The sequence below is a fragment of the Corynebacterium mendelii genome (genome assembly GCF_017307055.1).
GTDB classification, from domain to species: domain Bacteria; phylum Actinomycetota; class Actinomycetes; order Mycobacteriales; family Mycobacteriaceae; genus Corynebacterium; species Corynebacterium mendelii.
This window is the reverse complement of sequence record NZ_JAFLEQ010000008.1, coordinates 612,126-634,521: the sequence shown is the minus strand read 5'-3', so window position 1 is coordinate 634,521 and position 22,396 is coordinate 612,126. Positions and strand designations below refer to the sequence as shown.

General features: G+C 62.1%; 17 protein-coding genes and 2 tRNA genes. 6 read left to right on the top strand and 13 right to left on the bottom strand.

Annotated features, from left to right (window positions below; genetic code table 11):
- Positions 1-90: 90 nt before the first annotated feature.
- The gene (locus tag JZY06_RS06000; protein ID WP_207119140.1) at positions 91-1,068 is read right to left on the bottom strand and encodes a malate dehydrogenase; all 978 of its coding nucleotides are present in this window, start codon (positions 1,066-1,068) and stop codon (positions 91-93) included.
- A 966-nt stretch (positions 1,069-2,034) separates the two neighbouring features.
- Between JZY06_RS06000 and JZY06_RS05995 the strand changes: the two genes are divergently transcribed.
- A complete protein-coding gene (locus JZY06_RS05995; RefSeq protein ID WP_207119138.1) occupies positions 2,035-2,820 on the top strand; it encodes a TetR/AcrR family transcriptional regulator in 786 nt (261 codons plus the stop codon).
- 189 nt (positions 2,821-3,009) lie between these two features.
- On the opposite strand, the gene clpX is transcribed toward JZY06_RS05995, so the two are convergent.
- The 6 genes from clpX to JZY06_RS05965 all read right to left on the bottom strand — a co-directional run bounded on the left by clpX (position 3,010) and on the right by JZY06_RS05965 (position 8,571).
- On the bottom strand, positions 3,010-4,287 hold the full coding sequence (clpX, locus tag JZY06_RS05990; RefSeq protein ID WP_207119136.1) for an ATP-dependent Clp protease ATP-binding subunit ClpX: 1,278 nt from the start codon (positions 4,285-4,287) through the stop codon (positions 3,010-3,012).
- Between the two features lie 349 nt (positions 4,288-4,636).
- On the bottom strand, positions 4,637-5,257 hold the full coding sequence (locus tag JZY06_RS05985; RefSeq protein WP_377768850.1) for an ATP-dependent Clp protease proteolytic subunit: 621 nt from the start codon (positions 5,255-5,257) through the stop codon (positions 4,637-4,639).
- A gap of 124 nt (positions 5,258-5,381) precedes the next feature.
- Positions 5,382-5,987: an ATP-dependent Clp protease proteolytic subunit gene (locus JZY06_RS05980; protein WP_207119132.1), complete on the bottom strand. Its 606-nt coding sequence runs from the start codon at positions 5,985-5,987 to the stop codon at positions 5,382-5,384.
- Positions 5,988-6,322: 335 nt separating this feature from the next.
- A complete protein-coding gene (tig, locus tag JZY06_RS05975) occupies positions 6,323-7,696 on the bottom strand; it encodes a trigger factor (protein ID WP_207119130.1) in 1,374 nt (457 codons plus the stop codon).
- A gap of 204 nt (positions 7,697-7,900) precedes the next feature.
- A tRNA-Pro gene (locus JZY06_RS05970) sits at positions 7,901-7,974 on the bottom strand.
- A 372-nt stretch (positions 7,975-8,346) separates the two neighbouring features.
- Positions 8,347-8,571, bottom strand: coding sequence for a hypothetical protein (locus JZY06_RS05965; protein ID WP_207278764.1), 225 nt, complete (start codon positions 8,569-8,571; stop codon positions 8,347-8,349).
- A gap of 569 nt (positions 8,572-9,140) precedes the next feature.
- Between JZY06_RS05965 and JZY06_RS05960 the strand changes: the two genes are divergently transcribed.
- Positions 9,141-9,215 (top strand) — tRNA-Gly (locus JZY06_RS05960).
- 656 nt (positions 9,216-9,871) lie between these two features.
- On the opposite strand, the gene JZY06_RS05955 is transcribed toward JZY06_RS05960, so the two are convergent.
- Both JZY06_RS05955 and JZY06_RS05950 read right to left on the bottom strand, forming a co-directional pair.
- On the bottom strand, positions 9,872-10,348 hold the full coding sequence (locus JZY06_RS05955; RefSeq protein WP_207119129.1) for a ribose-5-phosphate isomerase: 477 nt from the start codon (positions 10,346-10,348) through the stop codon (positions 9,872-9,874).
- A gap of 266 nt (positions 10,349-10,614) precedes the next feature.
- Positions 10,615-11,232, bottom strand: coding sequence for a mycothiol-dependent nitroreductase Rv2466c family protein (locus JZY06_RS05950; RefSeq protein WP_207119127.1), 618 nt, complete (start codon positions 11,230-11,232; stop codon positions 10,615-10,617).
- Positions 11,233-11,627: 395 nt separating this feature from the next.
- Here JZY06_RS05950 and pepN point away from each other — a divergent pair, with 395 nt between their 5' ends.
- From pepN to JZY06_RS05935, 3 genes are all read left to right on the top strand, one after another.
- A complete protein-coding gene (gene pepN, locus JZY06_RS05945; RefSeq protein ID WP_207119125.1) occupies positions 11,628-14,249 on the top strand; it encodes an aminopeptidase N in 2,622 nt (873 codons plus the stop codon).
- A 288-nt stretch (positions 14,250-14,537) separates the two neighbouring features.
- Positions 14,538-15,641, top strand: coding sequence for a DsbA family protein (locus tag JZY06_RS05940; protein ID WP_330617142.1), 1,104 nt, complete (start codon positions 14,538-14,540; stop codon positions 15,639-15,641).
- Positions 15,638-16,624 carry a cytochrome c biogenesis CcdA family protein gene (locus JZY06_RS05935; RefSeq protein WP_330617141.1) on the top strand — a complete coding sequence of 329 codons (987 nt, stop codon included), beginning with the start codon at positions 15,638-15,640 and terminating at the stop codon, positions 16,622-16,624. The genes JZY06_RS05940 and JZY06_RS05935 overlap by 4 nt, the downstream gene beginning before the upstream one ends.
- Positions 16,625-16,759: 135 nt before the next feature.
- On the opposite strand, the gene JZY06_RS05930 is transcribed toward JZY06_RS05935, so the two are convergent.
- A complete protein-coding gene (locus tag JZY06_RS05930) occupies positions 16,760-17,482 on the bottom strand; it encodes an SDR family oxidoreductase (protein WP_207119123.1) in 723 nt (240 codons plus the stop codon).
- Positions 17,483-17,784: 302 nt separating this feature from the next.
- Between JZY06_RS05930 and JZY06_RS05925 the strand changes: the two genes are divergently transcribed.
- Positions 17,785-18,753, top strand: a complete 969-nt coding sequence (locus tag JZY06_RS05925; protein ID WP_207119121.1) for a mechanosensitive ion channel family protein — start codon at positions 17,785-17,787, stop codon at positions 18,751-18,753.
- 120 nt (positions 18,754-18,873) lie between these two features.
- Here JZY06_RS05925 and JZY06_RS05920 read toward each other — a convergent pair whose 3' ends face one another.
- From JZY06_RS05920 to ettA, 3 genes are all read right to left on the bottom strand, one after another.
- Complete coding sequence (locus tag JZY06_RS05920; RefSeq protein WP_207119119.1) at positions 18,874-19,551, bottom strand: hypothetical protein; 678 nt, start codon at positions 19,549-19,551, stop codon at positions 18,874-18,876.
- A gap of 152 nt (positions 19,552-19,703) precedes the next feature.
- On the bottom strand, positions 19,704-20,171 hold the full coding sequence (locus JZY06_RS05915) for an acyl-CoA thioesterase (RefSeq protein ID WP_207119117.1): 468 nt from the start codon (positions 20,169-20,171) through the stop codon (positions 19,704-19,706).
- 310 nt (positions 20,172-20,481) lie between these two features.
- Positions 20,482-22,155 carry an energy-dependent translational throttle protein EttA gene (ettA, locus tag JZY06_RS05910; RefSeq protein WP_207119115.1) on the bottom strand — a complete coding sequence of 558 codons (1,674 nt, stop codon included), beginning with the start codon at positions 22,153-22,155 and terminating at the stop codon, positions 20,482-20,484.
- Positions 22,156-22,396 lie beyond the last annotated feature (241 nt).

Sequence of the window (22,396 nt, the reverse complement as noted above, 5' to 3'; positions counted from 1 at the left end):
CAACAGTTCAGGGCGCATCCCGCAAACGGGATGCGCCCTGACTGATCCACCGGCAGCCGGATATGATCCGGCCACCAGTGACCCAAGCAACTACTTCAGCAGATCGGCGACGGCGTCGCGTTCCTCGTTGAGTTCCTTGTTGTTGGCGGCAATGCGTTCTTTCTGGAAGTCGGAAAGCTCGAGGCCTTCAACAACCTTCCATTCGCCGCCCTCGGCGACACAGGGAAGACCAAAGATGAGGCCTTCGTCGGTGCCGTATTCGCCTTTGGAGGGGATGGCGGCCGAACGCCAGGAACCGTTGGTGCCGGCAATCCAGTCACGCATGTGGTCGATGGCCGAGGAGGCAGCCGACGCGGCCGACGACTTGCCCCGGACCTCAATGATCTCGGCACCGCGCTTGGCGATGCGCGGAATGAATTCGTTGATGTAGAAGTCGTGGTCGAGCAGGTCGGCAACCTTCTTGCCGTCAACTTCGGCGAAAGCGATGTCGGGGAACTGGGTGGCCGAGTGGTTGCCCCAGACAACCATTTTCTCGAATTCGTCGGATCCGTAGCCCAGTTTGGTGGCCAGCTGCGACAGGGCGCGGTTGTGGTCCAGGCGCATCATGGCGTTGAAGCGGTCAGCCGGAACATCCGGGGCCGCATGCTGGGCGATCAGGGCGTTGGTGTTGGCGGGGTTACCGACCACCAGAACCCGGATGTCGTCGGCGGCATGGTCGTTGATGGCTTTGCCCTGGGGGCCGAAAATCTTGCCGTTGGCGGCCAGCAGATCGGAGCGCTCCTCGCCCTTGCCGCGCGGCTTGGCACCGACCAGGAAGGCAGCGGAAGCACCGTCGAAAGCCTTGGTGGCGTCGTCGCTGATCTCAATGTCCTTGACCAGCGGGAAAGCGGAGTCAAGCAGCTCCATGGCAACGCCTTCGGTTGCTCCCAGGGCCGGGGTGATCTCCAGCAGGCTCAGTTTGATCGGCTGGTCCGGACCGTAGACGTCACCGTTGGCGATCCTCCACAGCAGCGAGTAGGCGATCTGACCGGCGGCACCGGTCACGGCAATCTTTTTCACATCAGTCATACGTTTACCTTGACTCTCTCTTTCTCATTGACACTGGCATCGTGGGGGCGGACAGCACGCTGATCCCAAGCCGCGGGCGGCAGGGGCATCAGGTACGAGGCGGTGCACCGCACTGAAGGCAGCACAACAGGTCTCTGTGTCGGCCGCAGACGTGCCAGCGGCGGTTTTCTCCACCGGGAGTCGAACACACGGCGCGGTTGGGCATGGCGCACTGGTGCGCAGCTGATCCGCGTCGCCGGACAACCCCGGCTTCCCCGCCGCGTTACTGCGCCGTGGTCGCATGGAACGCACACCACCAGTTCCGGTACGGGGATACAGGACCCCACACTAGTCGGAAAAACGGGCACAGGTGGGCCATAGGCACACTCCCCCGGGAAATCCCGCCCCACCACGGTGGCCCCCGAACACCACACCACCCCACCTGAACTGCATTAATAAGCCATGACGCAACCGGTGTGCAGGCACCTTCAACACCGCTGGGATATTCGCCACAGCTGGCCGCACACCGGCCATGCCCCACATAAACGGACACGTTCGGACTTTTTCATGCATCACGCCGGGCTGCTTCCGGGTCTCCCCCACCAACCAAGACGTGAACCGTGAACATGGTCCAGAAACATCACCGCATCCACCGCCGGCGGGAGCATACGGTGCGGGTTCACCCGGCACCACAGCATGATCCGCCCCTTTTAGGGGGCATGTTTTCAGCAACACTCCTCACACCCGACCGGTTACTGAGTGGTTTTTGACCCGGATAACACCACCCGGGAAGTTACTACACCAGTACAGGGGTGTCCATGGGCTGTTCCCCACCCCCGTTTAACGGTAGTTGCATGGTTTTGACCAGCATTTTTAGCTAAGGCCGGTCGGGGTTTTCACATGGCGACCCTGTTTTGGGGCACGATAAACATTCGAAGGAGCGTGTGATCACGCCCCACCCGCCCGACCGCCAAGAAAGGAAGTCGCATGAACCGGCCTCAGTCCGATACCGAATCGGCCCCGGCGACAACCGACCATGTGATTGATGTCGCTCTCGTCAGTTTCGCCGAGAAGGGTTTCGCGGACACGAAGCTGGAGTCAATTGCCTCCGAGTCGGGCATGACCAAGCGCATGATCCACTACCATTTCGGCGACAAACGCGGCCTGTATCTGCAGACACTCGCCCGCGCCGTGCAGCTGCTGCGGCCTGTCAAAGAGCGGCTGGAACCGTCGAGTTCGGTTCCCGTCGATGGTGTACAGCAGGCTGTGGAAGCTTTGTTCGAGCAGGTTATCGAACATCCGGAAGCCTGCCGCCTGGTCGTGATGGAAAACCTGTTCCGGTGGGCCGATCTCGGCCAGGTATCTCCGCTTGCCGACCAGTCCAGCGTCATTTTGTCCCTGGACCGGCTGCTCATGCTCGGTCAGGACGCCGGTGCTTTCCGGCCCGGTATTTCGGCCCTGGATGTCTACACCATCATTGCGTCGATGTGTTCGTTCCGGGTATCCAACCGGGACACGTTCGTCAACCTCTACAGCACGGACCTTTCCGATGAGGCCAATACCGACGGGTTGAAAAAACTCACCGTCGACACGGTGCTGAGCTTCCTCACCTCGAATATGTCGTCGAACGGGGTGAGCTACCTCAAGCCGGACAATCCCTCCACCCTGCATGATCATCCGGAGGAATCATCGATGGCCTCGGGCATCTATTCCGACGAACCGGTCACCGACGGCGACATCATGGAAGGCCTGTCCAATATCTTCGAGGATTGACCTTTTAAGAACAAAAAGCCGCCGGCTTTCCAGACGGCAATCCCGGCCTGGGGGTGAAAAGTGCCCGGACCGGGATTTTTTGTGCCTGGAAATCCACCCGCGGATGTGCCCGCCCACCGCTTCGCCGTGAACCAGCCCCGCGGTGTGGCTTGCGTGCACTGTTTCCGCCAAACGGACGGGGCTACCCGGTCAGGCCGACTTCTCCCGCTGTGACTGGGTGATCAGTTCCGGTTCAGTTTCACCGCGGGCGGCGGGCGCGGTGACTTTGACCTCGATGACATCCTCCCGGTCGGGAAGATCGAACATGGTCGGAACCAGTATTTCTTCCAGCAGTGCCCGCAGGCCGCGGGCGCCGGTGTTGCGCGACAGCGCCTTATCGGCGATGGTCTCCAGTGCCGGTGCGGTGAAGGTCAGCTTCACCCCATCCATCTCAAAAAGTCTCTGGTACTGCTTGACCAGCGCGTTTTTCGGTTCGGTGAGAATTCGAACCAGAGCGTCACGGTCCAGGTTGTCGACGGTGGCGACGACGGGGAGACGGCCGATGAATTCGGGGATCAGCCCGAATTTGACCAGGTCCTCCGGCATCGCTTCGCTGAAAATATTGCCGCGTTCCTTTTCCAGGGAACGCACATTGGCGCCGAAACCGACCGACTGTTTGCCGATGCGGGCTTCAATGACTTTCTCCAGCCCGGCGAACGCCCCGGAGGCGATGAACAAAATATTGGTGGTGTCCAACTGGATGAAATCCTGGTTCGGATGTTTGCGCCCGCCCTGCGGCGGAATGGACGCCACGGTTCCTTCCAGTATTTTCAGCAGAGCCTGCTGCACGCCTTCGCCGGAGACGTCCCGGGTAATTGACGGATTGTCGGATTTGCGGGAAATCTTGTCGATCTCGTCGATGTAGATGATGCCTTTTTCGGCCCGTTCGATATTGAATTCGGCGGCCTGCAACACCTTGAGCAGAATATTTTCCACATCGTCGCCGACATAGCCCGCCTCTGTCAGTGAGGTGGCGTCGGCAATGGCGAAAGGAACATCCAGCATCCGGGCCATCGTCTGGGCGAGATAGGTTTTACCGGTACCCGTCGGACCCAGCATGAGAATGTTGGATTTGGCCAGTTCCACCTCGCTGCCGTCACCGGAACCCGGTTTGTTGCTGCTTTTCTGCGCCCGGACCCGCTTGTAGTGGTTGTAGACGGCCACAGACAACACCCGTTTGGCGTCCTGCTGCCCGACAACGTAGCCGTCGAGGAATTCACAGATCGCAGAAGGCTTGGGCAGCGAATCTTTTTTCGATTTCTCCGGGGCAGCCGTGGTCAGCTCTTCCTCGATGATCTCGTTGCACAGGTCAATACACTCATCACAGATGTACACACCGCCGCCGGCGATGAGTTTGCGCACCTGTTTCTGGCTCTTGCCGCAAAAGGAGCATTTGAGCAGATCGGCGTTGTCTTTGATGCTTGCCATGGAAAGTGTCTGTCCGCGTCTTCTCGTCTATGGGGTTGCTGTGGTTTCTCGAAAATTCCGACGACCGGATGAGGCGGCTTCGGGGATTGCACCACCGGCTCCCGGATGGTGCCCCGTTTTTTTTCAAAAAAATTCGCCGCATCCACCCGTTTGTCCCGGTCACCGGGTGGTGCCGTGGGTTTTGTTCCATCTTACTGGCCGTCCGGCAGATTTCCTGCTGCGGCGCGCCTTCGGCACAGGGCGTTAGCGGCGGCGGCCGCCAGAGCCGGGCCGCAGCACACTACAAGGGACACCGTGGGGTGTCCCTTGTAGTGCGGCAAACCGGCCAGGGCGATGAGACGGATGGGGTTTAATCGGCTTCGGACAGCTTCCGGTAGCCGTAGACCTGGTCGATGATGCCGTAGTCGAGGGCTTCCGGGGCGGTGAGGATCTTGTCACGGTCGGTGTCTTTGCGGACCTGTTCGGGACTGCGGCCACAGTGTTCGGCCAGGGTTTTCTCCATCAGGGTGCGCATGCGCTCGATTTCGGCGGCCTGAATCTCCAGATCGGACACCTGGCCCCGGATTCCGCCGGTGGCCGGCTGGTGGATCAGCACCCGGGCATTGGGCAAAGCGGCACGTTTGCCGGGGGTGCCTGCCGCCAAAATCACGGCCGCGGCGGAAGCCGCCTGCCCCAGACAGACGGTCTGGACGTCGGGACGGACGTAGCGCATGGTGTCGTAAATGGCCATCAGCGAAGTGAACGAGCCGCCGGGGCTGTTGATGTACATCGTGATGTCACGGTCGGGATCCTGGCCTTCCAGCACCAGCAGCTGCGCCATGATGTCGTTGGCGGAGGCATCGTCGACCTGGGTGCCGAGGAAGATGATGCGTTCCTCGAACAGCTTGTTGTAGGGGTTGGATTCTTTCACCCCGAAGGAGGAATGCTCGGTGAAGCTGGGAAGAATGTACCGCGACGAGGGCAGGGTCATCTTGTTGTCCATAAAGGTTTTCACAGTCCTTGTGTTTAGTCGGTAAAGCAGATATCAACCTGGGCCGGGGCGGGGGGTTACGGCGCTGCCGTTGCCGTCATCCCGCATCCGGCGGCACGCGGTGCTACTTGGTCTCGCCGGGTTTTTTGGCGTTGGTGATCACTTCGTCGAAGAAGCCGTATTCCAGGGCGGCCGGGGCGGTGAACCAGCGGTCACGGTCGGAATCGCGGATGATTTCTTCGACTGTGTGACCGGTGTGCTTGGCGTTGAGTTCACTCAGTTCCTGCTTGACCTGACGGTGCACCTCGGCCTGGATGGCGATGTCGGAGGCCGTGCCGCCGACACCGGCGGACGGCTGGTGCATGAGGATGCGGGCGTGCGGCAGAGCAAAGCGCTTGCCTTTCGCACCGGCTGACAGCAGGAACTGGCCCATGGATGCGGCAAGTCCCATGGCCACGGTCGACACGTCACAGGGACTGTAGTTCATGGCGTCGTAGATGGCCATGCCCGCCGTCACCGATCCGCCGGGGCTGTTGATGTACAGCGAGATGTCCTTGGTCGGATCTTCAGCCGAGAGAAGAAGAATCTGGGCGCACAGCTTGTTGGCGATGTCGTCATCGACTTCCTGGCCGAGGAAAATGATGCGCTCGCGCAGCAGTCTTTCGAAGACGGAGTCCGACAGGTTCATGCCGCCGGTACCGCCGGAATTGGTGGGCTTTGTCGAAGCCATGTGGATTCTTACCTCCTGCGCCGGCGGGGGCAACGGTGGTGTGGTCCCACGGTGTCCGCCGGTCAACTGTTCGTGTTGGTGAAAATGTGTCGTTGTAGGTTCGTGCGCGTGCCACGCCCGGATGATCCACCGGGCGCACGCTAGCCGTTGCGTTCCCAGGCTACCGGCTTATCAGGGCACAGACCGCTTTTGTTCGCTGTAAGCGTTAGGCCGACCCGCCGGTGGGTGCCGGGACCGGAAATGACCGCTGCCCGCGCGCAGCGTCGGGTGCGGGCGGGCAGTGTCAAACCGATTGCCGGGACGGACAAGCGAAGAGGCAGCCGGAAGGCCGGTGTCTAGTCTTCGTTGTTGTCTTCGTTGTTGTCGGCGGTGTTGTCGGAGGGTTCGTCTTCCTCACCGAAGTACACGGCCGGATCGAAGCTGTTGCCGTCGGTGTCGGCGGCCTTGACTTCGCAGATGGCGGCAGCCAGTGCCTTGCCCCGGCGCACATCGGCGAACAGGTTGCCGATCTGTCCCGAGGTCTGCAGCTGCTGCAGGAACTGCTGCGGCTCCATGTTGTAGGAACGGGCCGTGAACATGATGTGCTCGGACAGCTCTTCCTGGGTGACCTCGGGCTTGACTTTTTCCGCCAGCGCATCAAGGAACAGCTGGGTGCGCACGGCTTTTTCGGCCTGCTCGCGGGTGTTGGCTTCGAAAGTTTCGCGGGACATGCCCTGGCCCTGCAGCAGGGAGTCGAGGATCTTCTCGTCGCCGCCGAACTGGTTGAGCAGGTTGCGCTTTTGGGCGTTGACCTGTTCCTGGACAACCGCTTCCGGCAGTTCGAAGGCGGCTTCGTCGAGAGCCTTGTTCAAAACTTTATCCCGCAGTTCAGCAGCCTGGTCAGCCTTGACGGCTTCCTCGGCGTCCTTGGCGATGGCTTCGCGCAGTTCGTCGATGGTGTCGTATTCACTGGCCATCTCGGCGAAGTCGTCGTCGAGTTCGGGCAGGCTGGTTTCCTTGACCGTTTTGACCGTAACCGTGATCTCGGCTTCTTTGTCCTTGTAGTCCTCGTGCTCCAGCGTGGTGGTGAAGGTGCTGGATTCACCCGGCTCGGTGGATTTGATGGCTTCGTCGACACCCTTGATCAGTTCCTCGGAACCAACCGTGACGGTCATGTCTTCGGCGGAGACCTCCTCGATCTCTTTGCCGTCGATGGCGGCCTTCAGATCAACGGTGACGGTGTCGCCGTCCTGGGGCTTGCGCTCCACGCTGGTACGGGTGGCGAAACGCTGGCGGAGGTTATCCAGCTGCTCGTCAACGGCCTTCTCAACAGCCTTGACCGGGGCAACCTCGATCTCGTAGGAGCTAAAGTCGGGAAGCTCGAAGTCGGGGCGTACATCACATTCAGCAGTGAACTCGACGACATCGCCGTCCTCGACCTTGGTGACATCGACCTGCGGCTGGGACAGGGGGTTGACGTCGAGTTCATCACAGGCGGCCTGCAGACGGGACGGAAGCATGTCATTGATGACCTGCTCCAGGACCACACCGCGGCCGAAACGGGCGTCAATGAGCTGCCGGGGTGCTTTACCCTTGCGGAAACCCGGAATGCTCACCTGCTGGGCGATTGCCTTGTAAGCGGTGTTGAATTCTTTGTCCAACTCGTCGAAGGGAACCTCTACGGTCATCTTGACGCGGGTGTCGCTCAGCTTCTCGACGGAACTCTTCACGAGTCACTCTCCTGATGTCTGTTCTTCAATAATCGGTCGTTGACAGAGTAATAAAAGCCGTGCCCAGAGCCGTCAGGCGGGTACGGCACCGCCGGAGAATCCACCCCGTCAACCATCATCGCCGTCACCGCGGGATGCGGTCGGCCCGGGCATACCCCGGACAAGCCGTAGATGATGGAGGTGTTGTGGACAACCGGCGTTTCGTCGGGGCAACAGGATTTGAACCTGCGACCCCCTGCTCCCAAAGCAGGTGCGCTACCAAACTGCGCCATACCCCGTTAAAACAAGTGGCTGCCATTTCCATGGCCCCGCGGCGGTAGATTCCGGCCGCCACAGACGGTGGCGGTTGATCCAGAAAGGCCCGATCGCGGTTCGGTCAGTCAGTCTACCGGTGGGCCAACCACCGATTTCAACAGGGTGCGCTTTCGGGCCGGAGAAAACGAAAACCCGCACCTGACCTGGATCGACCACACACCGCCCCCGCCCTGTCCCGGTGTCTTGGGATACGCAGCCGATGACGGATTGGGGACAAGAAATACATCCGCGGAAATGGCGCTCCGGGGCCGCCGGATGCGCAATGCACCGGCGGCCCCGGAGTCGATCACCCCGTCATGCATGCGGGGCGATTGGTTGTCACAAGTGACCGGACGCTAACTTTCGCGGGCCGCCTTTTTGGCGTTGCGCTCCTCAACCCACTCATGGATTGTCTTGGAGTCCCACAGTGTCAAACCGTGCATCTTGGCGACGGGGCGCGGTGCACGCCCCCGTCCCGCATAGCTGGTGAAAGTGCCACGGGCGGTACCAGAAAAGCGGGCGCACTCGATGGCGGTCCAAAGTTCACGTCCGGTGTCGGCGTCAATAATTTTCGGTTGCATGGCCATGAGGGTACGCCAAAATATTCAATGATTACTTAATGAATCTGAAAAATCGGCACCGGTAGCCGGCACCCACACATGACACACTCCCCCCTATTTCCATGTTTTCCGGAGGCCTTAATTTTTGTTTAAGGGGTGGGTAAATTTTCATTTGGGTCATTACCCAGATCTCTCACACACACCCGGAAGGCCAAAACGAGTGCTAAACACATATCCCATTGCCCCATGCCCGGGGACCCGCAACACGGCCCCCATCCCCCGCCGGCCACAAATCCATGAAGCCCGAGCTGACACTGGACGACCCCTAAAAGATTATCAGAATTACCTTCAGCATTCTTGACCAAACTGTCTTGCGACTAAATATTACCCCCGTCGACACCCCTTCGCCATTTGCCCCACTCCGCCAATGTCTCAGCACACACGTCCATCGCACACCACCACCGGCCCACCGCAGTGCCATGTCCCGACGATGGTCCGGAACCGGCCGTACGCGGGCAAGTTTTGCAGCCCGGCAAGAAGGTGTTAGGCTTGGACAAGTCGCGCGGCACCATCTCACCGCGCCGCCTTCTGGGAACGTCGTATAGTGGCTAATACCTCAGCCTTCCAAGCTGAAGACGCGGGTTCGATTCCCGTCGTTCCCTCCACTTAGAAAACCACCCGCCACCAGTAGTTTTACTGGCTTGGCGGGTGTTTTTTTGCTGTTCCCGCCCCACCGGTTTAGCGCTCGGCGATTGACGGGTGCCGCGGGTTTTCCCGCCCGCCCGCGGACAGCCGCGACCACTGCCCGCCGATGGGGATCGAGGCAAAAATTCCCGGCACAACAATGACCGTTTCCTTTTCCCGGACCACCAGCTGTCCGCTTCGTCCGGCTGAGGGAAAAAATGCCAGATAGGGACACCTTCCCGGTGAACCTGATCCGCACGCACGCGGGAACACTACGCGCCACAGCCCGCGGCAGGTGTCACACGTGCGCTCACCGGTGGTCTCTGCCGCGGGTCCGTGGTGGTTGTAAACCCATGACGGCAACCGGGGGAAACGCCGGAAACAGCGGTGTGTTTTCACTGCCACGCCTCATCCCGGGCAGCAGCCGGCGGCACCGTCACCGAACAAAGGGTCCGGCCGACGGGAGCGGGGATAACCCGGTTCGTACCGTGAAGCTTAAAAACGCCCGGGGGTCCACCCCCGTTGAGCCACATAATGAAGCCGTCCTCCCGGGCTTTTCCGGTTGGAAAACCCCAGGAGGACGGCTCATGTCCGGCGGGTGGGCAACCGTGCCGGCCGCCGGATGGAAAAAGATCTGCTACGTGGCTTCCGGGATCTCCGGCAGATCGCCGGAGTTTTCGAATTCGGTGATGATGTCGATCCGGTTCTGGTGGCGGGGTTCCTCGCTCCAGGGTTGTTCGATGAAGGCATCAACAATGGCCAGTGCCTCGGCTTCCGAGTGCATCCGCCCGCCCAGGCCAATCAGTTGGGCGTTGTTGTGTTCGCGGGCCAGTTTCGCGGTTTCCACCGACCAGGCCAGGGCACAGCGGGCACCGGCGACTTTGTTGGCGGCGATTTGTTCACCGTTACCGGACCCTCCCATGACAATTCCCAGCGAACCCGGGTCAGCGACGGTTTTCTTGGCGGCCGTGATGCAGAAAGCCGGGTAATCATCGGCGGCGTCGTAGGTGTGGGCACCGCAGTCGACAACCTCATGTCCCTGATCGCGAAGATGGCGTTTGATGACTTCTTTGATGTCGAACCCAGCATGGTCCGCTCCAAGGTAAATGCGCATGCCACAAACTTTACCGAACAGTTGTCTCCGGGGCGCCCGCTGTGACTGTTCCCCGGGGCGTTTGCTGTGACTGTTCCCCGGCGCGCGGCCCGGCCGCTGCCCGGCCCACACCAGCCGGGGCGGTGGTTGTCCCACCGGCCAGGCCACCTGCGGCAGCACCCGTGGGGCGGCAGGCCGGATGGACTGCCAGCCCACGGGCGCCGGGGAGTGGGTGGGGTATCTCCCCGTCTGACCGCTGTGTCGGGGACGGGGAAAAAGTGACCGGTTCAGTCAAAAACCGGGGATTCACTGCGGGACCGCTTCAGCTCGAAAAAGTGGTCGTAGCTTCCCAAAAGGAGCGCACCGTCGAAGATTTTGCCGGCTTGCTCGCCGCGGGGAATCCGGGTGAGCACGGGGCCGAAGAACGCGGTTCCGCCGACTTTGACCACCGGGGTACCGACGTCGTCGCCGACTTCGTCCATGGCGGTGGCGTGGTAGGCCTTGAGCGTGTCATCGATGGCTTCGTCGTCGGCGATGTCGATCAGTTCGACATCGAGTCCGCATTCCGCCAGCGCGTCACTGACCAGGTCCCGGTTGTGCTCCCAGGAATCGGGGCTTCCTTTGCCGTCGGTGTGCACCAGGGTGCCCAGTGCCGTGTAGAGGGCGTCGATTTTTTCCGGCCGGTTCTTTTTCACCCAGGCGAAAATGCGTGCCGGGTAGATGGTGGAGTCGATGTGGCGGCGGTAGTTGTCGGGCAGATCACGGCCTTCGTTGAGCACGTACAGGCTCATCGGAATCCAGTCGATGTCGATGTCCCGGACTTTTTCCACCTCCTTGATCCAGCGGGAGGTAATCCAGCAGTAGGGGCAGCTGACGTCGAACCAGAAGGTGACTTTCTCGCTCACGGGTCCTTCTTTCTTTGTTGTTGGTGCAGGTTGCAAAGCTGCCGGTTTTTGACTCCGGTGTTTTCCACAACCCAGGATCCAGCCCCGACATTACCGTTTCACCCACGGGTCCGGCCGCCGGAACCGGTGACGCGGTGGGAGATGGGGTGAAAACCGGCGCTGCCGGTCAGGTGTCTGATTGCGGCTTTGAAAAAACACGCACCACCGCCGACGGGGAGCTGCTGACCCGGCCCCGGTTGAAACCCGGATGACCCGCCGCGTCACCGGTGGCGGTGGCCGGACCGATACAGTTGGTCGTATGCGGCCGTCACTCCGGCAGGGTGGCACACCGCCCTGCCGGAGTGACGGCACCAGCTTATTGTGAAAAACCTACTGAAAGGCCCGGAAGAAACCGCATGACATCGACCAACCTCACCCGTGAACAAGCCCGCGCCAGGGCAGCCGCCATCCGCGTCAGCCATTACTCGATCAATTTGGACTTGAGTGTGTCGGAGACGACCTTCCCCTCGGTGACCACCATCACCTTCGAGGCGCTCAAGGACTGCTCGACCTTTATTGATCTGCGGGCTGAGTCGGTCACCTCGGTTGTTCTCGACGGCACCGACATCACCGCCTCAGCGGTTGCGGCCACCGACCGGGGCAGCTACGACGAGGAGCAGGGCATCCTGCTGGACGGACTGTCCGCAGGCCGGCACACCCTGGTTGTCGACGCCTGCTGCATCTATTCCCGGACCGGCCAGGGACTGCACCGTTTCGTGGATCCGGCCGATGACAGGGTCTACTGCTACACCCAGTTCGAAACCGCCGACGCCAAGCGCATGTTCTGCTGTTTCGACCAGCCGGATATGAAGGCCACCTACGATCTGACGGTGACCACCCCGCGGGGATGGAAGGTCATCTCGAATGCCGAGCAGACAGTTGAGGAGCTGGACACCACCGCAGTGCACCGCTGCTCGATCGACTACCAGCTGTCGACCTACCTGGTGGCCATTGTGGTCGGCGACTACTACGAGGCCCGCGATGTGTGGACCGGGAAGCTGACCCACCACCCGGAAACCCCGGCCGGGCAGCCGGAAGGCCAGATCGAGATTCCGCTGGGACTGTTTTGCCGGCAGTCGATTGCCGAACACATGGACACCGAGCGGCTTTTCCGTGAGACGAAACAGGGCTTCGATTTCTACCACGCCAATTTCGGCATGGCCTACCCCTTCGGCAAATATGACCAGTCGTTTGTGCCGGAGTTCAACATGGGGGCGATGGAAAACGCCGGTTGTGTCACCCACCGCGACGAATACGTGTTCACCTCGAAGACGACCCGGGCCCGCTACGAGCGGCGCTGCGACACGGTGCTGCACGAGATGGCGCACATGTGGTTCGGCGATCTGGTGACCATGCAGTGGTGGGATGACCTGTGGCTCAACGAATCCTTCGCCACCTGGGCGGCGACGATCTCACAGGCGGAAAACACCGAATACGACACCGCCTGGGTAACATTCGCCAACGGTGAGAAATCATGGGCCTATCAGCAGGACCAGCTGCCGACCACCCACCCGATCTCGGCGGATGCCAGCGACATCGAAACCGTGGAGCAGAACTTCGACGGCATCACCTACGCCAAGGGCGCCTCGGTGTTGAAACAGCTGCAGGCCTATGTCGGCCGGGAGGAATTCTTCGCCGGGGTGCGCCGCCATTTCGCCGCCCACGCTTCCTCCAACGCCACCTTCGCCGATCTGCTGGATTCACTGCAGAAAGCCTCCGGCAGGGATCTGTCCGACTGGGCCGCCCAGTGGCTGCAAACCACCGGGGTGAACACGCTGGCCCCCGAATTCACGGTCGCCGATGACGGCACCTACTCCTCCTTCGCCATCACCCAGACCGGGGCGCAACCCGGTGACGGGGGGCTGCGCACCCACCGCACGGCGGTTGGGCTGTACGCGAGAAACGACGACGGTTCCGTCACCCGCTACAAGCGGGTGGAGCTGGATATCGACGGCGAACGAACCGATGTCGCCAGCCTTGTCGGGGAAACCAAAGCCGACCTGGTGCTGGTCAACGACGATGATCTGACCTACTGCCTGATGCAGCTGGATGAGGATTCCAAGCAGTTTGTCATCGACCATCTGCAGGATATCGCCGAGCCGCTGCCGCGGGCATTGTGCTGGTCGGCCGCCTGGGAGATGACCCGTGACGGGCAGATGAAAGCACGCGATTTCATCTCCCTGGCTGCCCGGGCGCTGCCGACCGAAACAGAATCCTCGGTGGTGGAACGAGTTACCCTGCAGGTCACCCATGCCCTGGACGCCTACGCCGACCGCACGTGGGTGAAGGCCGAGGGACTGGAGCTTGTCACCACCGCTTTGCTGCAGGCCGCACACAACCCGGCCACCGGTGACGACAACCAGCTGGCGATCGTCAAACGCGCCCTGGAGCTGGAGGTCACCGCACCACTGGAAAAAGTCATGCGTGACATCCTTGACGACCGCGCCCCCTTCCCCGGCATCGAAGTCGATGCTGAACTGCGCTGGATGGCGCTGGCCGGTTTGATCTCGGCCGACAGGATCGACGACCCGGACCAGGCCATCGCCGAGGAGCGTACCCGCGACCGGTCTGCCACAGGCCAGAACTTCGCCTGGGCCGCCGATGCCGCAATCCCGCATCTGGAGCACAAAAAAGCCATCTTCGATGCGGTCACCACCGATGACTGCGACCTGTCGAATCTGTGCATCCGCCACAAGATCGCCGGCTACCACCATGCCGGATCGCAACATCTGACCAACCGGCTGGCACCGGACTATTTCCGCCGCGCCGAATCAGTGTGGGCCAACCAGACCCCGGAGATGGCGCTTGCCACCTTGACCGCCCTGTTCCCGGTCGACGATGTCACAGAAGACACCATCGCCCGCGCCGATGAACTTCTGGGCCACGATCTTCCCGGTGGTTTGCGCCGGGTGATCGCCGAAGGCCGCGACCGGGTGGCCCGCAGCCTGCGCAACCGGGCAGTCGACGCCGGCCGGTAGGAAAAACAACCCCACCGGAGCGCCGGAGCAAGCACCACCTCCGGCGCCGGGTGACCGGCACAGCCGTCACCGGCGCCGGGGTTTTGCTGTCTTTTCCCCACCGGTTCCGCGGCGCCGGGTTGGGTGGATCGCCCGCCGGCCACTAGCCTGGTATCCGCCCGAGCGCAGCGGCACCGATGGGCGCCCGCCGCTGACAGTGGGCACCCGAAACAATGCCCTCCCCGGGTGTGTCAGGCTAACCAGTGCGACACACCTTCTTTTTCCTTCTGTCAAAGCAAAGGCCTGCCTGTGAGCGACAACCCCACCCCGACCACCCCGGCGGCGGACGACGCCACCACCGATCCCCAGGTGGTGGCCACCCCCGAGGAACAGACTGCCCGCCCGCCGGAGAAAGTCACCGGTTTTTCCCGCGTACCCGGTGCCGCCTGGGCATTCGTGCTCATGCTCACAGTCACCGCCGCTTTCGGCGGTTATGTGGTCGGCAACCGGCACGGGGTGACCACCACCCTGGAAGCAGCGGGACTCACAGATGCGCTCAACAGTGCGGCAGCCGGGTCCTCCGGATCCGCCGGGTCGTCTGGCGATGACCAACCGCATGATGCCGCTTCCCCCCGCACACCCGCCTCCGCCACCGACACCCCGGCGGCCGACCGGATGAGCGTCGACGAGCTTGTGGCCAGCGGAAAACTTCAACCCGGCACCATGACCGCTACGCCTGTCGCCCGGGCTGACGGAAGCTACAACGCCCTGATCTTCGGGCCGGGTGGACCGCTGAACACCCGGGCGGACATTCTCAACGTGCACCGCCGTGACCCAGCCGATCCTTTTGCGGTCGGCGCCGTGGATGCCCCGGTGGTCATCAGTGAATTCTCCGATCTCGAATGCCCCTTCTGCGCGCGTTTCCGCAACCGGACCGAACCGGTGATCATGGACCAGTTCGTCCGGAAAGGCCTGGTGCGCCTGGAATTCAACGACATGCCGATCAACGGCCCCAACGCGGTGGCCGCGGCGAAAGCCGGGCGGGCCGCCGCCGCACAGGGCAAGTTCTTCCAGTTCCAGGAGATTTTGTTCTCCCAGGAGAAAAGCAAAAACGGCCACCCGAACAACACCATCGACGATTTCGTCCGCTACGCCGCCGAAGCCGGGGTGGAAGACCTTGATGCCTTCCGCGCCGATGCCACCGGTGAGAAATATTCCGACGTGGTCACCGAAGCCCGGGCATACGGCTCCAACATCGGTATCACCGGCACCCCCGGTTTCATTGTCGGTGAAACCTTCATCTCCGGGGCGCAGCCGACCGAGACCTTCGTGGAGCTGATCACCGACGAGCTGAACAAGGTCGCCCGCGGCGAGGTTGTTCCCACCACACCGAAAGACGCGGACAACAAGTGATCTCGATTGGTTTACTGGGCGCATTCCTCGGCGGGGTGCTGTCGATCCTCTCCCCCTGCTCGGCACTGCTGCTGCCGGCGTTTTTCGCCGCGGCGTTTTCCGCCAAACGCAAACTGATCAGCCGCACCGTCGTTTTTTGGGCCGGTTTGACCGTGATCCTGGTTCCGCTGGGTATGGGGGCAGGTGCCGCCGGGGCGGCGATTACCGCCCACCGCAGTCTGATGGTCACCGTTGGCGGCACCGTCATGATCGTGCTCGGGATCATCGCGCTCGCGGGCAAAGGCTTCGCCATCCCGGGCCTGTCGACACTGTCGGGAAAAGTCCGCGGCACCGGGGTGGTGCAGATATTCCTGCTCGGCTGTGTCTACGGTTTCGCCGGCTTTTGCGCAGGCCCCGTTCTCGGCGCGGTTCTGACCACCGCGGCTGTCACCGCCAGTGCTTTCTACGGGGCGGTGATCCTTGCCATGTACGCGCTGGGAATGACAGTGCCGCTTTTTGTTTTGGCCGCTTTCTGGGATGGGCTGGATATCGGATCCTCGCACTGGCTGCGCGGCAAACCGGTGCGTCTGGGGCCATTGTCAACCACCACCACACAGATCGCCTCCGGTCTGCTGTTTATCGCCATCGGCCTGCTGTTTTTATCCACCGGCGGCACCAGCTGGCTGCCCAACCTGATCAGCCTGGACACCCAGGTGGAGATGCAGGCGGCAGTGGGAAACTGGGCCAACGGAATAGGCGATGTCGCCCTGGTGGCCGCATTGTCGGCGATGGTGACCCTGGCGTTGGGCATCCATCTGGCGATCCCCCGCTCCCCGGACTGGTGGGATCAGCGGGCACTTTTTGCCACCGGCACCCGCAGCCGCCGGGCCACACCCGGCGACACCGACCCGGCTGCCCGCCCTGCCGCGGACACACCCGCCGGCGCAACGGCTGGCGCCGCCACCGGCGGCGCCCCGGCGCCTGCACCCGGCAGCATGAACTGACCGGCCAGTGGGGTATCCGCCGGTTGGGGGAAGCTGAAAAAAAGATTTCCGCATACGCCGCACAAGCCGCCGGGGGAGCAGGTCGTTTACCAACCCGCTCCCCCGGCGGCATGTCAGGCACGGGGACAGGAAAAACTAGTCATCCCGGTCGGACAGTTCAATGCGCGGCCGCACATTGATGTCGGTCAACTGGACCGAGGACCCGGCCCGCACCGCCACCGCGACAGCTTCGGCAACTTCCTGCGGGGCAATGTAGTGCGCCGGCATGTAGGTGTCGTCGCGTTCGGCAACGAGCTTCTCCTGCATGGGGGTATCGGTCGGCCCGGGGCTGACGGTGGTGACTTTGACACCGTGACCCGCGATCTCCACCCGGAACGTGTCGGCCAGGCCTTTGAGAGCACTCTTGGTGGCGGCGTACACCCCCATCCCCGGGGCGGGTTTCTGGCTGGCACCGGAATTGACGAACACCACCGTGCCTTCCGCGGCTTTCAACCTGTCGAGCAGCATTTTCGTCAGCAGTGCAGGCACCAGCACATTGATATCCGCCATCTCACGCCACAGCTCGATTCCGGCGTCCTGCAGGGACCCGTGCCTGGCCACCCCCGCCGAATGGATCAGCGCATCGATTTTCGGCAATGCCCGCAGCTGCGCAAGTCCCTCCGATTCCGCGCCGCCCACCAGGGCGTCAAGCAGATCAACCTCGACTGCCGTGACATTGGTGTGCCGGTCAAGTTCCCACAGCGCGCGCTGGTTGCGCCCCAGGGCGTACACCCGGTGGGTTTTTTTGAGTTCATCAACCACACTGCGGCCGATACCGCTGGTGGCGCCGGTAACTACTGCAACAGGAAGTTCATGCATACTGCAACTGTAGCCGGAAAATACCCCACCGGGGAATGGCCGCGCATCCGGGACACCGCACACCAGCCGACCCCCTGATGTCGGTCACATCCCCTCCCCTCCACCGGGACAACCCCGGCAGTGGGCGGCACAGCTTCCCCCGCAGCCACCGGTGAGCGGCTTTTATCCGCCCTCCCGGCCGACACCGGCGGATGTGGCCGGCGCACGGGATCCGGAACTGCAGCCCTGTGGTCCCACGCGGTGGAGGGAACAGGAAATTCCCCCGCTTTTCCGCGATTGTTCCGTTGATTGTCCAACCTGTGGTGACTGTGTACCCTGGCATGGCGATGATTGAACTAGCAGCCCCCGCCACGACAGTATCCACCCCCGTGTTCCAACCCGAGCAGTTCACCAGCAACGCGGTCAGCCACACCATCAGTGTCGCCGTGATCGTGGTGATCGCGATTGTTTTGCAGTCGATTGCCTCGATTGTGATCAAACGGATCGCCCGCCACCAGTTGAACCGGGATCCGAAAAAACTCTCCCCCCACACCGCAAGCGAAGCCCCACTGCCGAAAGAAGTTGCCGCCGACCGGATGCGGCGCGAATCACGGATCAACACCTTGTCCGCGGTTGCCCGTTCCACCCTGGCGATTCTCATCTGGGGTTGGGCATTTATCGGTGTTCTCTCCGAGTTCGGTATTGAAGTGAGGCCGATTCTGGCCAGCGCCGGTGTTCTTGGTCTGGCCATCGGTTTCGGCGCCAAGTCCCTGGTGCAGGACTTCATCACCGGTATTTTCATGCTCATCGAGGACCAGTACGGTGTCGGCGACTGGATTCAGGTCGGCGATATTTCCGGCACCGTCGAAAACGTCTCCCTGCGGATCACCACACTGCGGGATGTCGACGGCAACCTGTGGTATGTCCGCAACGGACAGATCACCACCGTCGGCAACTCCACCAAGGGTTTCGCCACCGCCCGTCTGGATGTGCCGATCAGCCTGAACAACGATGTCGACGCCGCCGAAGAGGTCATTCTGGCCACGGTCAAGCAGGTGGCCGCCAGCGATCTGCTCAGCGAGTATGTGCTTGACGAGGAGCCGACGATGGACGGGGTAGCCGACATGAAGCCGGACCACATGACCATCCGGGTCCGGTTGAAGGTCATCCCCGGCCAGCAGTGGTACATCCAGCGCCAGCTGCTCACCCGCATCATTCCCGCCCTGGCGAAAGCCGGGATCAAAACCCCCTACCCGAACGGTATCGGCATCAACCCGGGCACCGGCAGCTAGGAACACCGCCGCCGCTTATTTTCCCCCGCATCCCCGCCACCCGGACTGTCCCCGGTGGGGGTGCGGGGTTGTTTTTGTGCCCAACCCGCCGCACCAGGACAACCGGCACTCAACCTGCCGTCACGTCAGCAGGCTCAGCACCCCGGGTGCGCTGGTGCGGTAGGCGGAGCCGAAAGCGGCATCAATACGCTGCCAGGATCCGGCGGTGGCGACCCGGATATGCCGGGGAATGCTCACCGCCGCCCCGTTGCCGGGGATCAGCCCGAAATTGGTCAGTGCGAAAATCATGCGCATCGGGATGGCGGTGGTCTGCCCGTTTCCGGTCACGGTCAGCACATTCTGGTCCATCAGTGACGCCGGCGGGCCCATCGGGCCGGAAAACTGCCGGGCCAGGTTTTTGCCCTGCTGCGACAGGTCGGCGACCACACTGGCGGGAAGGGTATCGATTTCCTGCCAGACGGCAGGCCGCGGCACCGCCCCCGGCCAACTGGCGTCACAGCTGTCAAGGTCCATCCGAACCGAACCGTCGGCACCGGTGTCACCGAGTTTGTCGGCCAACTGCGCCACCGCACACACCGCACCGTCCCGGCTGATGGTTCCGGTGACCCGCCGGGAGACCAGAACCTGAAACGGGGTGGTGACAAACACATCCAGCGGCTGCGGGGTATCGGCCGGGTTGCGGGTCCGGTCGGTGGCAACCACCCGCGCAACCGACATGGGGTTGATTGACGCGGCCCGCTGCAGCAGGGCGACAAGGCCCGGAACGCCATCGCTGATGGCCAGGTGATCAGTAGTCATGGGTGGAAAATCACGCCCCTTTGTGTGTTCACGTGCCGGCTCGGTGTTCCCGGCACTCCGGCTGCGGTATCCCGGCGGTGCCGGGGCGGCTTTTTCCGTTGTCCCATTGTTTTAAAAACCCGCTGGCGGATGGGGACAACGGACCGGGCACACTAGGGGGTGCCGTCGCTGTCGCGGGTGGCCACCGTCTGGCTGCCGTCGAACCGGCCCTGGGTGAGAATTTTCATCTCCGAGGAAGTGATCTCCCGCGGGCTGGAGGTCGCCAGATCAACGGCGATCTGCACGCATTTGACCACACAGCATTCCCGGCCTTCCCGGTCGAGAATCTCCTGGGTGGTGGTAAACGAGGTGCGGCCCACATGGGTGACCGAGGTCTTGACCACCACGCTGGTGGTGTCGGGAAGGATCGGTTTGAAATACTCGACTTCCAGCGAGCGGATGAACACGGCCGGAACGTCCAGGCCCCGGCCGATGAATTCCTCCACGGCGAAAATATTGCGCGCTTCCTGCGCCAGCTCAATGTAGGCGGCGTTGTTCAAATGCCCGAATCTGTCGAAATCCGACCACCTGACGTGGACTTCGGTGGTGTGCAGGTGGGTGGCCCCGGATGAGGAATCCATCTAAGCCCTTTCAAATCGTGGCGGTTGAATATCCAAACTACCCCGACAGTCACAGGCGGGGCAGGACATGCCACAGTTCTACCCCGTCGGCGGTGCCGGAACCAACATGAGCGTGTCAGGCTCACAGCCGCAAATAACACGGGCCGTCCCGGCTTATGCCGCCACAGGTGGACAAAGCGGGGAGGCGTACCCGGCCACCACAATCCACAGGTCTGGCGGTACAACAGCAGCACCCCGCCCTGCCGGTGGTGCGACGACAAGCACGGGCAGGGCGGGGCGGAAAAAATCGGTGTGTCTGAAAACGGGGTTTTTAAGGGCGGGTCAGCTTCCGGTGGGTGACCCGGGACGGGCGGGCGGCTTCCGCACCGAGGCGCTCAACCTTGTTCTTTTCATATTCCTCGAAGTTTCCTTCGAACCAGAACCACTGGCCCTCAGCGACGTTGCCCTCCCAGGCGAGAATGTGCGTGCAGGTGCGGTCAAGGAACCACCGGTCGTGGGAGATGACCACAGCGCAACCGGGGAACTGCTGCAGGGCATTTTCCAGGCTGGACAGGGTTTCCACGTCCAGGTCGTTGGTCGGCTCGTCGAGCAGGATCAGGTTTCCGCCCTGCTTCAGCGTCAGCGCCAGGTTCAGCCGGTTACGCTCACCGCCGGAGAGAACTTTGGCGGGTTTCTGCTGGTCCGGGCCTTTGAAACCGAAAGCCGAAAGGTAGGCGCGCGAGGGCATCTCGTTCTGGCCGACCACAATATGGTCCAGCCCGTCGGAGACGACCTCCCACACGGTTTTCTCGCCGTCGATGTTCTCCCGGTTCTGGTCGACGTAGCTGAGCTTGACCGTCGAGCCGACTTTCACCACACCGTCATCGGGCTGTTCCAGGCCGACAATGGTTTTGAACAGCGTCGACTTGCCGACACCGTTGGGGCCGATGACACCGACAATGCCGTTGCGCGGCAGGGTGAAACTCAAATCCTTGATCAGCGTCCGGCCGTCGAAACCCTTGACCAGGTTTTCCACCTCGACGACCTGGGCACCCAACCGCGGCGGGGTCGGAATCTGGATTTCCTCGAAATCGAGTTTCTTGTATTTCTCGGCTTCGGCGGCCATCTCCTCGTAGCGGTCAAGACGGGCTTTATTTTTCGCCTGCCGGGCCTTGGCCCCGGAACGCACCCAGGCAAGTTCTTCCTTCAGGCGCTTCTGCAGCTTCTGGTCCTTTTTGCCGGCGACTTCCAGACGCTTGGCTTTGGTGTCCAGGTAGGTGGAGTAGTTGCCCTCGTAGGGGTAGAGCTTGCCGCGGTCGACCTCACAGATCCACTGGGCGACGTGGTCGAGGAAGTAGCGGTCGTGGGTGACGGCCAGCACCGCACCGGGGTATTTGGCCAGGTGCTGCTCGAGCCACAGCACGGATTCGGCGTCCAGGTGGTTGGTCGGCTCGTCCAGAAGCAGCAGATCCGGCTCCGACAGCAGCAGTTTGGCCAGGGCCACGCGGCGGCGTTCGCCACCGGAGAGGTGGGTGACGGCTTCATCGCCGGGCGGGCAGCGCAGCGCATCGAGGGCCTGCTCGATTTTCGAGTCAATCTCCCAGGCGTCGGCATGGTCGAGCTCGTCCTGCAGCTTGCCGAATTCCTCCATCAGCTCATCGGAGTAATCGGTGGCCATCTGCTCGGCAATCTGCTCGTAGCGCTGCTTTTTCTGGAAGATTTCGCCGAGTCCCTCCTCGACGTTTTCCCGTACCGTTTTGTCTTCGTTCAGCGGCGGTTCCTGCAGCAGGATACCGACGGTTTTACCGGGATCGATGAATGCTTCACCGTTGCTCGGCTGGTCGATGCCCGCCATGATTTTCAGAATCGACGACTTGCCGGCACCGTTGGGGCCGACGACGCCGATTTTCGCGCCCGGGTAAAACATCATGGTGACGTTGTCCAAAATGACCTTGTCACCGTGCGCCTTCCGCACGTTTTTCATGGTGTAAATGAACTCGCCCATGGGTATGGTCCTGCCTTGCTGTCGTAAACGTAGGAAACTGTCTGTTTTTTGTGTCAAGCCTTCATGAAAGCCCGGATCACGCTAGCCGGCCGATTCTGGACCGGCATGGGGTGATCCCCTGCAAAGGGTACATGACAAAAGGGCCGAACCCACCCGCAGCTTTCCCGCCGGAGCGGCCCGCTGGTTGTCATCCCCGCCCGGGGAGCCGAAACAAAAAAGAAACAGCAAAAGCCGCACACCA